The following is a 13,159-nucleotide window of genomic DNA, read 5'->3' as shown; positions in this document are numbered from 1 at the left end:
TGCCGCACGTGCCTGCGGCGGGCGGGCCGCCTCCCCGGACCGGCGGGGAGGGGAACGTCGCAAGCGTACGGCACGCGCAAACGGGTAGGCATCCTGACCAGGAGGCGCGCCGGGCCTTTACCTCACGTTGGACAGTGACGGTGACTGTTTCGGGGGTCCCGTGACTCGTATCACGCGGATTGATGTCATCATTGGAGGCCTTCGGCGGCGTCTTACAGAGTGGAAGTGACCGTCCGGTCGTCCTGAGGGGGAATCTTGACGACTATCGAAATGGACCAGGCCTCCACGACCGGTGAGACCCGCGACGGGGAGCAGACGCTGGACTTCGCCACCGCGGTGACGCCGTTCGCCGACCAGCTCTACCCCACGGCCCTGCGGATGACCCGCAACCCCGCCGACGCGGAGGACCTCGTGCAGGAGACCTTCGCCAAGGCCTTCGCGAATTTCCACCAGTTCCGCGCGGGTACGAACCTGCGAGCCTGGCTTTACCGGATCCTGACCAACACCTTCATCAACAGCTACCGCAAGAAGCAGCGCGAACCGCGCCAGGAGACCACCGACGAGATCAAGGACTGGCAGCTCGCCGCCGCCGAGGCGCACACGTCGTCCGGCATGAGGTCGGCCGAGAACGAGGTCCTGGACCACCTGCCCGACTCCGACATCAAGCAGGCGCTCGCCCGTCTGCCCGAGGAGTTCCAGGAGGTCATCTACCTCGTCGACATCGAGGGCTACGCCTACAAGGAGGTGGCCGAGCGGATGGGGACGCCCCTGGGGACGGTGATGTCCCGGCTGCACCGCGCCCGCCGCCAGCTCCGCGAGATGCTCGCCGACTACGCCCGCGACCGCGGCATGAGGGTCCCCGCCTCCAGGGCGCACGCCGCCGCCGAGTAACCGGCCGCGAAGGGCCCGCCCCCCGAACCCGGAGAACGGGTGCGCCCCGGGTCCGACGCTCCCGCCCGGTACTCGAACCGGGCCCGTGGACAGGGCCCGCCCTCCCCCTGACCGATCACGCGTTCCGTTCCGCCGGGGTCGGGGCCGACTCCACGGGGGTCGCCTCCGGTCCCGTCCTTCGCGTGCGCAGCCACACCACGGCCGTGACCGCGATGAGGAGGACGCAGGGCACGAGCATGACGGGCGACCCGGCGCCCATCGACCGGTCCATCCCCTCCATGACGTCGGTGCGCGTGATCACGGTGATGAGGAAGGCGAGCGTGTTGTTGACCGCGTGGATGACCACGGCGATCTCCAGACCGCCCGTGCGCCACGTGATGAGGGCGAGGGCGACGCCCATCGTGAAGTAGTACAGGTTGAGCCACGGGTCGAAGGCCAGGTGGGCCAGCATGAACAGCAGGCTCGATACGAGGACGCCGAGAACGAGGCCGGTGCGCGCGCTCCGGCCCCAGCTCGCGGCGACACGGAAGACGAGCCCGCGGAAACCGTACTCCTCACCGGCCGACTGCAACGGCGCCAGCAGCAGGATGACGGCGAACATGGCGATGAGGTCGGCGAACAGCCAGGATGTCTCGGGATAGGGCGTGAAGACCGAGAACACGGCCATGTAGACCGTCCAGACGGGCAGGATCACCAGGAGGGTCCGCCCGAGCACGTCGGCCCGGAAGTGCGACCGGACCGAGTGCAGCGAGGCGCCCCTCACGCCGTAGAGCCACCGTTGGATGAGCATGCTCCACGGCAGGAGCAGGGCGAGCCCGAGCAGGGCGGAGGCCTGGGCGACGGGGGTGAACTCGTCTCCGCCCAGCATCACGCTGGAGCGGCCGAGCGCCAGGTCGACGAACGCGCCGAGGAATCCGACGGCGAAGGAGAAGACCAGCATCCCGCCGACGAAGAGGACGAGGGCGGCGATGCCGCGCCAGACGCGCCGCTTCTCGTGGGCGAGGACGCGGTGGTAGGGCACGCCCGGCGGGACCGGGCGGGGGCCGCGCCGCCGCTTCGTCCCGGGAGTGGGGTCGGCCCCGGGCGGGGGGTACTCGGGGCCCGCACCCGTGGTCGGGGGAGCCGTCCGGGTCGGCTGGGCGGAGGGGTGTTCGTCGTCGCGGTCCATGTTCCGAACCTAGTTTCGGCGGACGGCGCGCAGTAGTAGCGCCGATCATCCGGTTCCTCCGCGTTTCGCAGCGATCGTCGCATGACGGATGTCATGCGGGCGTGTCCGGAGGGGCCGCGGACCGACGACTCCCCGCCGGTGCCGGGGGGGCGGGCGCGCGGCCCCTCCGCGTCCGGGGCGGCCGGTCTCCGGCGTGTCGCGGCCACGTCCCCGAAAAGTCGTTGGAAACCCTTGTAAGTGCTAGGAAGCCCTGGTAATCGCCCTGGTCGCCGATCGGGGATCATGGGGCCCGCAGCTGAAAAGGTGACGCTGAGGGCTTGCGCTCTCCATGGTGAGGTCTGTCACGATATGGAGAGGGCTGTCCAACTCCCGCCCACCACCCCGGGTGGGACGAGGACCGTGATTCGGCCGATCAGCGTTCACCCACGCGAATTCGGCCCCGAGAACCCGAGGGAGCAACGTGTCGGACACGACCGTGCACGAGGAACCGGAGCTGATCCAGCTCCTGACACCGGAAGGGGAGTTGACGGGGCACCCCGACTACCCCCTGGACATCAGCGCCGAGGAGATCCGCGCCCTGTACCGCGACCTGGTCCTGGTGCGCAGGTTCGACAGCGAGGCGGTCTCCCTCCAGCGCCAGGGCGAGCTGGGCCTGTGGGCCTCGCTGCTGGGCCAGGAGGCCGCGCAGATCGGCTCCGCGCGCGCACTGGGCGCGAAGGACATGGCGTTCCCCTCCTACCGCGAGCACGGCGTCGCGTGGTGCCGGGGCATCGAGCCCCGCGAGCTGCTCGGCATGTTCCGCGGTGTCACCAACGGGGGCTGGGACCCCCACGAGCACGGCTTCCACCTGTACACGATCGTCATCGGCAGTCAGGCCCTGCACGCCACCGGCTACGCCATGGGCGTCCAGCGCGACGGCGCGGTCGGCGAGGACGGCACCGCCGTCATCTCCTACTTCGGCGACGGGGCCACCAGCCAGGGCGACACCAACGAGGCGTTCAACTTCGCCTCGGTGAACAACGCCCCGGTGGTCTTCTTCTGCCAGAACAACCAGTGGGCGATCTCCGAGCCGCTGGAGCGCCAGGCCCGCGTGCCCATCTACCGGCGCGCCGCCGGGTTCGGCTTCCCCGGCCTGCGCGTGGACGGCAACGACGTCCTGGCCTGCCTGGCCGTGACCCGCGCCGCGCTGTCCAACGCCCGCGAGGGCAACGGCCCCACGCTCGTGGAGGCGTTCACCTACCGGATGGGCGCCCACACCACCAACGACGACCCCACCCGCTACCGCGCGTCGGCCGAGCTCGACGAGTGGAAGGCCAAGGACCCGATCCTGCGGGTCCGCCGCTACCTGGAGCTGGGCGGCCACGCCGACGAGGAGTTCTTCGCGTCCGTGGACGCCGAGGCTGACCGTCTGGGCGAGCGGGTGCGCACCGAGTGCCGGTCCCTGCCAGACCCCGAGCCCCTCGACATCTTCCACGAGGTCTACGCCGAGCCCAACGTCCACATCGACCAGCAGCGGTCCGAATTCGCCGACTACCTGGCCTCCTTCGAGGGCGCGGGCGCGGAAGGGGGCCGTTAGGCCATGGGAACCAACCTCACCATCGGCAAGGCCATCAACGCCGGTCTGCGCGCCGCGATGGAGCACGACCCCAAGGTCCTGGTCATGGGCGAGGACGTCGGCAGGCTCGGCGGCGTCTTCCGGGTCACCGACGGCCTGTACAAGGACTTCGGCGCCGACCGGGTCATCGACACCCCCCTCGCCGAGTCCGGCATCGTCGGCACCGCGATCGGCATGGCCATGCGCGGCTACCGTCCCGTGGTGGAGATCCAGTTCGACGGCTTCTTCTTCCCGGCCGCGAACCAGACCTTCACCCAGCTGGCCAAGATGCGGCGCCGCTCGGCGGGCACGCTCAGCATGCCCGTGGTCATGCGCATCCCCTACGGCGGCGGCATCGGCGCGGTCGAGCACCACAGCGAGTCCCCGGAGGCCTACTTCACCCACACCGCCGGGCTGCGCGTGGTGTCGGTCGCCAACCCCGAGGACGCCTACTGGATGATCCAGCAGGCGGTGCGCTCCGACGACCCGGTGATCTTCCTGGAGCCCAAGCGGCGCTACTACGAGAAGGCCGAGGTCGACACCGGGGCGTCCATCGCCGAGGCCGCCCCGATGGGCGCCGCGCGCGTGGTCCGTCCCGGCACGGACGTGACCCTCCTGGCGTACGGGCCCATGGTCAAGACGGCGCTCCAGGCCGCCGAGGCCGACACCGACCACTCCGTCGAGGTCGTCGACCTGCGTTCGCTGTCCCCCGTGGACTACCCGACCCTGTTCGCCTCGGTGAAGAGGACGGGGCGCCTGGTCGTCGCCCACGAGGCCCCCCTCTCCGGCGGCCCCGGCGCGGAGATCGCCGCCCGGGTCACCGAGGAGTGCTTCTACCACCTGGAGTCGCCGGTCATCCGCGTGGCCGCGTTCGACACCCCCTACCCGCAGTCCCGGCTGGAGGAGCACTACCTGCCGGACCTGGACCGGGTCCTGGACGGGGTCGACCGGGCGTTCGCGTACTAGGGATCGGGGAAACCGAAGGACATGGCGATTTCCAAGAACGCACCCGCCGTCGGCGGAGTGCAGTCGTTCAAGCTGCCCGACGTCGGGGAGGGCCTGGTCGAGGCCGAACTCCTCACCTGGTACGTCAAGCCGGGTGACGAGATCACGGTCAACCAGATGATCTGCGAGATCGAGACCGCCAAGGCGGTCGTCGAACTCCCCAGCCCGTTCGCGGGGACGGTGCGCGAGCTGCTGGCCGAGGAGGGCCAGACCGTGGAGGTCGGCGCGGTGATCATCACCGTGGACGACGGCTCCGGCGGTTCCGCCCCGGAGGCCGCCCCGTCGGCGGACTCCGAGGAGCGGGAGAAGCCGCTGGTCGGCTACGGCGAGAAGGCGGCCTCCACCCAGCGCCGCCCGCGCCGCCGCCCGGTCCCCTCGGCACCGGCGTCGCCGCCCGTGCCGCGCGTCAGCGGGCCCGCGCCCGCCGACACGCCCGCTGTGCGGGAGACGCAGGCCGCCCCTGCCCCTGCCCCCGCCCCGGCGCGGGCGCCGGGCCGCCCGCTCGCCAAGCCGCCGGTGCGCAAGCTGGCCAAGGACCTCGGCGTGGACCTGGCGTCGGTCACCCCCACGGGGGAGGACGGCGTCGTCACCCGCGAGGACGTGCGGGCCGCGGTCGGTCGGGCTCCGGTGGGTCCGGAGGCCGCGGAGGCCGCGGAGACCGCCCCCGTGGCGGCCGCGGACCGCACCGCGCGCGAGCGGCGCGTGCCCGTCAAGGGCGTGCGCAAGCACACGGCCGCGGCGATGGTCGACAGCGCGTTCACCGCTCCGCACGTCACCGAGTTCCTCCAGGTGGACGTCACCAGGACGATGAAGGCGGTCGCGCGCCTGCGCGAGCGGCCCGACTTCGCCGACGTGCGGGTGTCCCCGCTGCTGCTGGTCGCCAAGGCCCTGCTCATGGCGGTCCGGCGGCACCCGGAGGTCAACGCCTCCTGGGACGGGGAGAACCAGGAGATCGTGGTCAAGAACTACGTGAACCTGGGGATCGCGGCGGCCACCGAGCGCGGCCTGGTGGTGCCCAACATCAAGGACGCCGACTCCATGACCCTGCCGGAGCTGGCGGCGGGGCTGAAGCGGCTGACCGACACCGCCCGGGCGGGCAAGACCAGCCCGGCGGACATGTCCGGCGGCACCATCACCATCACCAACGTCGGCGTGTTCGGCGTGGACGCGGGCACCCCGATCCTCAACCCGGGCGAGGCGGCCATCCTCGCCTTCGGGCAGATCCGGGACACGCCCTGGGTGCACAAGGGCAAGCTCAAGGTCCGCAAGGTGACGACCCTGTCGCTGTCCTTCGACCACCGCCTGGTCGACGGGGAGCTGGGCTCCAAGGTGCTGCGCGACATCGGCACGGCGCTGGAGGACCCGGAGCTGACCGCCCTGGCCTGGGGGTAGGGGCCTTCGGAAGAGCGCGAAGGGGGCCGGTGCGAGGTCGTCGCACCGGCACCCCTCCGTGAGGGGAGCCCGTCCCCGGAGGGACCGGGAGGGTTACGGGGTGCCGTCCCCGCAGTCGACGTAGTCGGCGATGCTGGCCGTGTACTCCTCGTGGGAGTCGAGGGTCTCCCAGAACTCGTCCATGTAGGCGTGGACGAAATCCTCACCGTTGACGGCCTCACCGCACCAGGTGACCTCGTTGAATTCGGTGGCGTTGGCCAGAGCGGCGTCGATCCGGCTGATGGGACTGGCCTCTTCGGCGCGCCACTCGTCATAGTCGAGTTCGACGGTGTATCCGTCCTCGGTCTCCTGGAGGACGCGGGCTTCGAACAGCCTGTCCCGGCTGCCGGTGCTGTTCTCGAGAACCTCTTCTGGGTCGTTCTCGACGAGCATGCGGTCGAGGGTGTGGAGCATTACCTGCCGTTCGACCCAGAACTGCGAGACGTAGTCCGGTGGCAGCCCTCCCCTTTCAGGTTCTGGCTCAGCTGTGGAGCATGCTGTCAACGCTGCGCACGCAGACAGGGTGATCGCGAGGAAGGCGGGCGCACGGCCCTTACGGCGGATCAAAGTCTCCTCCCGAGACGGTTCGGACGCGGGAACGTTGCGATGGCCCAGTCCGTCATGATCCAGCCTCCTCCTTCGGATCACGGAAACCTTCGACTTCACCGTTGAAGTAGTCCCTCGTCTCGCCGTAGGCACCCGTGTACACGTCGACGAATTGGCCCACCCACGTTTCGCTGGCGCCGTCGTGTCTGACGGGCTCGCCGTGTTCGTCGATGTACTCGCCGTAGATATGTGTCGTGTCCATGATCCCGGAGAGGGCGTCGTCGACACCGTCGAGGTCGTCGCTGTCCAACTCGGACCAGTCGGTGCCCCCCGCGACGCTGACCGTGACGGTCTGGTCGAACACGAAGTCGTTGGTGATGTCGGAAGCGTCGAGCACCCGTCCGTCGCGTTCGATGGTCACCACGCCGCTGTCGACCAGGACCCTGAAATCGCCGCGTTGGGTGTCGTCCTGGAACGCCTGGGGGGTGTTCTGCGACAGGTAGTCGAGGGTTTCCATCCGGAAGTTCCGCAGGATGCTTTCTTCGCTGGTGTAGACGGGGAACCGGGGTGAGACCTCGTACTCGCCGTCGATGATCGCGTTCACGATGCTGTCCTGACCGAGTTCCAGCCCCTTGGAGACAGCGACGCCGATGACCGGGATCTTCTCGGACAGACCCGCTGCCTCGCCCACCACGAACTCGGCGATCTGTGTCTGGCGATCGACCTGTTCACCGAGATCGGCGGTGCGGTCCTCCGATTCCAGCCACAGGGCCCGCTCCAGCAGACCCTGGAGCTGTCCGGCGCCGCGTGCGGCCGCCGTTTCGTTTCCGGTCTCCAGGAAGGCGAACGACTCGATCTGCTGGTAGGCGTCCACTGAGTTGACCACGCGTCCGGCGGTCTCGTCGTTGCCCATGAGGAGTTGCATGTACATGGCCCGCTCGTCGGGCCCCATGTTCACGAAGCTCCTGTCCGCCTCGAACTCCCCGACACCCGAGTTCGGCACGTCACCGCCGCCCAGCACCTCACCGTTGGCGAAGCTGTAGATGTGCGCGTCGAAGACGTCGGCGAGGCTGTCGGCCAGCTCCCCGTTGAACTGGGTGAACGAGGCGTCGGAGTACTCGTTGTCCCCCTCGGTCACGTCCACGCCGGTGTTGACGAGGGCCTCGTGCACGTCCTTGTCGGTGATGGTCTCCATGAACCCGGCGAAACCGTCCCCGGCCCGCTGGCGCACGTCGGGGTCCTCGCTGTGGATGTCCTCGGCCAGCCAGTCGGTGAGCTGGCGCGCGGTGCGCCCGTCGTCGTGCCACTCGTGGGTGAGCGTGCCCTCCAGCGCCCGCGTGCGCAGGTCCTCGTCGCCGTGGTCGACGCCCTCCTCCCCATCGAGGTGGTCGCCGGTGAGCATGTAGTAGTTGGCGTCGGTGTTGCGGCTGGCCACGTCGATGATGTGGGAGACCTGCTCGGAGTCGGGCAGCACCCCGTCGGGGTCGGGGTCGTCGCCCCAGGCGTCGAGGAACGCGCCGGTGGTCAGGTGCAGGTTGGTCGACAGCCCGTAGCCGCCCTGGAGGCCCTCGTCCGTGTGCTCCATGAAGGCGGACAGCGCCTTCATGTCCATCCCCATGCCCACGGGCGTGCCGGGGAGCTTGTTCTCGGCGTCGGGGTTGATCCAGGAGCCCTCGACGGCGTACCGGAAGCTCTCGGGCAGGTTGTCGTACCCTCCGCCGAGCGCGGGGTCCGAGAGCGCGAGCAGCCCGTTGCCGAGGACGCCGAGGGCGTCCTCGCGCTCCTCGTCGCTCATGTCGGACTCGGTCATGAGCTCGGGGTAGACCATGATGCCCGCCCCGGCCCCGTCCCTGCGGTAGGGCTCCTCCAACTGGGCGTAGAACTCCTCCAGGAACGCGATCTCCTCGGGACTGAGCGGCGTGCCGTCCTGCTGGTTCTGCCGGGCGCCGGTCCCCACCATCGTGAGCACGAGCATCATCTCGTGGTAGCGGTCGTCCAGCGGCTTGTCACCAGACCAGTAGGCGGCGAGCTCGTCGGCGTACTGCTCGGCGTTCTCGGGCGTGAGCTCGCTGTCGTCGATGAGCGAGGAGTACCGGGAGGGGTCGAGGTTGAGGAACGCCCAGTTGGCGTTGCCCGCGTCCATGAGCTTGCGGACGTTCTCCGGGGTCGGCCCCTGTTCGAGCATCGTCCGGATCTCCTCGGCGCTGTCCTGGAGGCCCTGCCAGTTGGTCTGCTCGCGGGAGATGAGGCCCTCCTGCACGGTGACGAGTTCGTCGTAGAGCGCCCGGCAGCGCGCTTCGTCCCCCGCGCCCCAGTCCGTCCACAGGAAGCCGTCGGCCTGGGGGTGGGACGAGGTGATGTGGTCGTCCTGGTACTTGGAGGGGACGGCGTTCTCCTTCTCCGTCCTGCTGCCTTCCCAGCTGGTGATCTGCGCTTCGCGCTCGTCGTGGAACGCCTTGACGGCGTCCGCCCACATCTCGGCGACCGAGGCGGCGTAGGTGACGGAGACGGCGGCGTCCCGCCAGTTCTGGAGGTCCTCCTCCGACAGGCTGCGGACGTCCCAGGCGATGACGTCGGTGAACTCGCCCGCGGCGGAGTCGAAGCTCCCGTTGAGGTCGTCGGCCCGGCCGAGGACGCGCGCGTTGAGGATCTCCAGGTCCGCCGCGCAGTCGTAGACGGGCTTGGAGTCGTAGTAGAAGTCGCGGGGGACGAAGATGACGGAGAAGGTTGCCACGGTCTTCCTCGGAGGGCTGCGGGCGGGGCGAAGGGGGGCGGGGCGGGTCGGCGGGGGAGCCGTCAGCCCTGGAAGTTGATGTCGCGGTGGGACTCCCAGGGGTGGCCGAAGTCCTCCGAGCTGTCCAGGTCGTTCCGCGCGATCTCCGCCGCGCCCGCCTGGACGTTGTCGGCCAGCGTCAGCCCGAGCGCCTGGACGTCGATGAGGGCCTGGGCGGTGTTCTCCTTGAACGCGCTGAACCCGGCCCTGACGTCGTCGTGGCCCGAGGCGCTCTCCGCGTCCTCCATGAGGAGGTCGAACGCGTCGGCGAGTCCGGCCATGGCGGCCGCGAGCGTCTCGGCGTACTCACCGCCCCGCATCCCCTCGATCGGGTTGCCGCCCGCTTCGGTGGTCATGTGGGGGTCTCCTCTCCTCGAACGCGGAACCCGCGGGGAGGGGCACGACGCCCTCCACGCACGGAAGGCCCGCCCGCGGCCGTGGAGGCCACTGGAGCGGGTCCGGACAACGGGTGGGACGCGCGGCCGGGGGCAGGAGTTCCGCCGTTCCCCTGAACTGTGGGGATGCTACCCGGAGAGGCGCCGCGTGTGTACCTTTCGCCTCGGTTCGTTAGCTCCTGTTCAGCTGAAGCCGGGGCCGGAGGCGGGTCCGGAACCAGGACGGGGCTCCGGACCCGGGCCCGCTCAGGACACCAGCCACACGAAGCCGTACCGGGCCCCCGTCAGGATGACGGCCGTCGCGGCCAGGACGACCAGGGAGAGGTGGATCCGCCCGGCCGGGCGCAGCCACCCCCTGACCCAGGCGGTCACGGCCACGGCCGCGGTGGCCAGGGTGAGCGGGACGGCGACGGCGAGCGGCAGCGTGAGCGCGAGGGACTCGCTGAAGATCCACTGCTGCAGCGTGTGGCTGTCGAACAGCCCGTACGCGACGAGCCCGACGGCGACGAAGCAGCTCAGCGCGGTCAGCGCGGCCAGCGTGCGGGCCAGGACGGTGAACCGGTCCGGTGCGCGGCGGAACTGCACGAACGCGGTGAACAGGACGAGCAGTCCGGCGGCGGCGACCACGCCGTGCGTGATCGGGTTGGTCAGCGGGGTGGTCCGCTCGTAGACCTGGGTGGCGTTGGAGTCCGTGGCCAGGGCGACGACCTCGCCGTCCTCCTCCAGGAAGGTCAGCCGGTCCGCGCCGTTCTCCGCGGACATCCGCCCGCCGCCGATGGGCAGCCAGCGGTCGTCCGCCGCCATCGAACCGCTGACGGAGAGGGTGCCGTCCCCGGCGTCGCGCACGGTCATGTTGTCGAAGAGGGAGACGATCTGGCCTGGCCCGCTGGCGGAGCGGCGGCTGCTGACGTAGGTGCCCGTGTAGGCGCCGAGGTCGGCGCCGGTGTCGGCCTCACCGGTCGGCGCGGCCTGCGGGTCGAACGTGTCCCAGAACTCCTGGGCCACCGTCATCCGCAGGTCCTCCAGGGGGTTCCCCTGGACGGAGTCGTCGCCGTTGACCGCGACGAACATCCCGGCGTCGATCCCCGGGACCAGGGTGTAGGCGGTGTGCATGCCGTCCAGGTCGCCGGCGTGGCCGATGACCGGGGAGTCCCCGCCCCGCCACTGGTAGGTGCCGTAGCCCACGGCGGGGGCCTCGGGGTGGGACTCGTGCTGGCTCGCCAGCATCTGCTCGGCCACCCCGGCGGGCAGCACGCGCTCGCCGTCGATCTCGCCGTCGCCCAGCAGGGCCAGCATGAACCGGGCCATGTCGTCGGTGGAGGCGAGGGAGGCGCCCGCGGGAGCCTGGGAGACGTGCAGGTCCCCGGCCGTGCTGCCGTCGGGCAGGTGGAACGTCGGGACCTCGTAGACCTCGCGGGCGTCGTAGATCTGGAGGAACGCGCTCCTGTCCATGCCCAGCGGCTCGAACAGGTTCTGGGCGACGTACTCCTCGAACGGCTGGCCGCTCACCTCCTGGACGACGTATCCGGCCAGACCGTTCCCGTGGTTGGAGTAGGCGGTGAACCGGCCGGGCTCGTAGAGCTCCTCGGGCTTGAGGGTGCTGTACACCTCCTGGAGGCTCATGTGCCGTTCGGTGTCCCCGGCCGAGGGGAAGTCGAGCACGTCCGCGAACCCGGCGGTGTGGGTGAGCAGGTGGTGCATCGTGACGCCGTCCATGGGCAGCCGGGCGGCCTCGGGCAGGTAGGCGTTGACGTCCTCGTTCAGGTCGATCTCCCCCTCCTCGGCCAGGAGGAGGGCGGCGGCCGCGGTGAAGGACTTGGACACCGAGCCGGTGGGAAGCGTGTGGACCGTGTGGTCCATGGGGGTCTGGGTGGCGAGGTCGGCGTACCCGTGGGAGGCGGAGGCGACCTGCTCGCCCCCGGCCACGACGGTCACGGCCACGCCGGGCGCCCCGTGCTCCTCCAGCAGCTCGGCGACGCGGGTGTCCACGAACTCCCGCGCGGTCTCGGGGTTGAGCGGCACGGCCTCGGCCGGGGCGGTCGACGGGGCGGTGGGGGCGCCGGGCGCGGCGGCGGCCGAGGCCGCCCCGGGCGCCAGGACGGCGGCGATCATCAGGGGTGCGGCCAGCATCGGCAGGACGCGTGGAACTCGTGGCATCAGGGGCTCCCGGGGTGTTTTCGCTACCCCTCGAACCTAGGATTCGGCGCTGTTCGGAGCACTGGTGCGGACGGGCGTTCCGGTACTACAGCCAGCTGCACCACCGGGGGTCCCGCGCACGGAGCGGAGGGGGAGCGGGCGGGTGCGGCCGGGGAAGACCTACCAGTTGGTCGCGGTGTTCGCCGCGCCGCCCGGCGGTTCCGGGAGCACGGCGCGGACTACGCCCCGGCTCACCCCAGCAGGAAGGTGACGGTGAGCAGGGCGGGAATGGTGAGGAAGGTGGTCACGAGCACCACCTCGCGGACCATCACCTCGCCGGTGCGGTACTGGGTGGCGTAGTTGAAGACGTTCTGAGCCGTGGGCAGGGCCGCCAGCACGACCACGGAGAACAGGCTGGAGGCGTCCAGGTCGAAGACCAGGGCGCCCAGGGCCCACGCCACCAGCGGCTGGACCGCGGACTTGAGCGCCACGGCGAACAGCATCGGCACCCGTTCCGGACCCCGGCCGGGGAACGGGCTGCCGTGCAGGGAGATCCCGAAGGCCAGCAGCATGGCGGGGACGGCCATGCCGCCGATCAGGTGGAAGGGCTCCATCAGCGGTTCGGGCGGCACCCAGCCCGAGGCGGAGACGGCCACGCCCGCCAGGGAGGCGATCACCACGGGGTTGCGGACCGGCGTGCCCAGCGCCCGCCGGAAGACGGGGCCCGCCCCGCGCACGTCGCCGTCGGCCAGGTCCAGGAGGGTGAGGCCGACCGGGGCCAGGACCAGGAGCTGTGTGAGCAGGATGGGCGCGACCAGGGACGCGTCGCCGAGCACGTAGACGGAGATGGGGATGCCCAGGTTGCCCGCGTTGACGTACGAGGACGCGAGCGCGCCGACCGTGGTCGGGCCGACGCCCTGGCGCCGGACGAGCCCGAACACGACGAAGGCGAACGCCACGACGGCCACGCTGATGACGCTGACCACGACGGGCCCGGACACCAGGACGGAGAGGTCGACGTCGGCCAGGATCGTGAACAGCAGCGCGGGGCTGGCCACGTAGAAGGCGAGCTTGCTGAGCACCTCCCTGGCCCCAGGACCGAGGAGGGGGAGGCGCCCGAGCATGTAGCCGATGACGACGACGCTGGTGATGACACCGAAACCGATCAAGACCCCGGACAAGAGGCGCTCCCACCGCACACGCGCGACACAACCCGAAGA

The 13,159-nt window shown here is 70.5% G+C and carries 10 protein-coding genes; 4 read left to right on the top strand and 6 right to left on the bottom strand.

Annotated elements, in window-relative coordinates; all coding sequences use genetic code 11:
• Nucleotides 1–255 precede the first annotated feature (255 nt).
• Nucleotides 256–891, top strand: coding sequence for a sigma-70 family RNA polymerase sigma factor (locus KGD83_RS27960; RefSeq protein ID WP_248773069.1), 636 nt, complete (start codon nt 256–258; stop codon nt 889–891).
• A 115-nt stretch (nt 892–1,006) separates the two neighbouring features.
• Here the strand turns inward: KGD83_RS27960 and KGD83_RS27955 are convergent, their stop codons facing one another.
• Nucleotides 1,007–2,059, bottom strand: coding sequence for a CPBP family intramembrane glutamic endopeptidase (locus KGD83_RS27955; protein WP_249352052.1), 1,053 nt, complete (start codon nt 2,057–2,059; stop codon nt 1,007–1,009).
• A gap of 460 nt (nt 2,060–2,519) precedes the next feature.
• Between KGD83_RS27955 and pdhA the strand changes: the two genes are divergently transcribed.
• From pdhA to KGD83_RS27940, 3 genes are read left to right on the top strand one after another with little or no spacing between them, the layout of a single operon-like run.
• On the top strand, nt 2,520–3,635 hold the full coding sequence (gene pdhA / locus KGD83_RS27950) for a pyruvate dehydrogenase (acetyl-transferring) E1 component subunit alpha (protein WP_212641875.1): 1,116 nt from the start codon (nt 2,520–2,522) through the stop codon (nt 3,633–3,635).
• 3 nt (nt 3,636–3,638) lie between these two features.
• Nucleotides 3,639–4,619 carry an alpha-ketoacid dehydrogenase subunit beta gene (locus KGD83_RS27945; protein WP_071621015.1) on the top strand — a complete coding sequence of 327 codons (981 nt, stop codon included), beginning with the start codon at nt 3,639–3,641 and terminating at the stop codon, nt 4,617–4,619.
• Nucleotides 4,620–4,640: 21 nt separating this feature from the next.
• A complete protein-coding gene (locus tag KGD83_RS27940) occupies nt 4,641–6,050 on the top strand; it encodes a dihydrolipoamide acetyltransferase family protein (protein ID WP_212641874.1) in 1,410 nt (469 codons plus the stop codon).
• A 93-nt stretch (nt 6,051–6,143) separates the two neighbouring features.
• Here KGD83_RS27940 and KGD83_RS27935 read toward each other — a convergent pair whose 3' ends face one another.
• From KGD83_RS27935 to KGD83_RS27915, 5 genes are all read right to left on the bottom strand, one after another.
• Complete coding sequence (locus tag KGD83_RS27935) at nt 6,144–6,503, bottom strand: hypothetical protein (protein ID WP_071621019.1); 360 nt, start codon at nt 6,501–6,503, stop codon at nt 6,144–6,146.
• A 205-nt stretch (nt 6,504–6,708) separates the two neighbouring features.
• Entirely contained in the window at nt 6,709–9,369 is a 2,661-nt protein-coding gene (locus tag KGD83_RS27930; RefSeq protein WP_212641873.1) for a TPR repeat region-containing protein, read from the bottom strand.
• 62 nt (nt 9,370–9,431) lie between these two features.
• Nucleotides 9,432–9,764, bottom strand: a complete 333-nt coding sequence (locus KGD83_RS27925) for a hypothetical protein (RefSeq protein WP_212641872.1) — start codon at nt 9,762–9,764, stop codon at nt 9,432–9,434.
• A 285-nt stretch (nt 9,765–10,049) separates the two neighbouring features.
• The gene (locus KGD83_RS27920; RefSeq protein WP_249352051.1) at nt 10,050–11,960 is read right to left on the bottom strand and encodes a serine hydrolase domain-containing protein; all 1,911 of its coding nucleotides are present in this window, start codon (nt 11,958–11,960) and stop codon (nt 10,050–10,052) included.
• Nucleotides 11,961–12,190: 230 nt separating this feature from the next.
• Nucleotides 12,191–13,120: an AEC family transporter gene (locus KGD83_RS27915; RefSeq protein ID WP_212641871.1), complete on the bottom strand. Its 930-nt coding sequence runs from the start codon at nt 13,118–13,120 to the stop codon at nt 12,191–12,193.
• Nucleotides 13,121–13,159: the final 39 nt, after the last annotated feature.

This window comes from Nocardiopsis akebiae (assembly GCF_018316795.1).
Classification (GTDB): domain Bacteria; phylum Actinomycetota; class Actinomycetes; order Streptosporangiales; family Streptosporangiaceae; genus Nocardiopsis; species Nocardiopsis dassonvillei.
The sequence above is the reverse complement of the archived record's forward strand: the minus strand, read 5'-3'. Positions and strand labels throughout refer to the sequence as shown.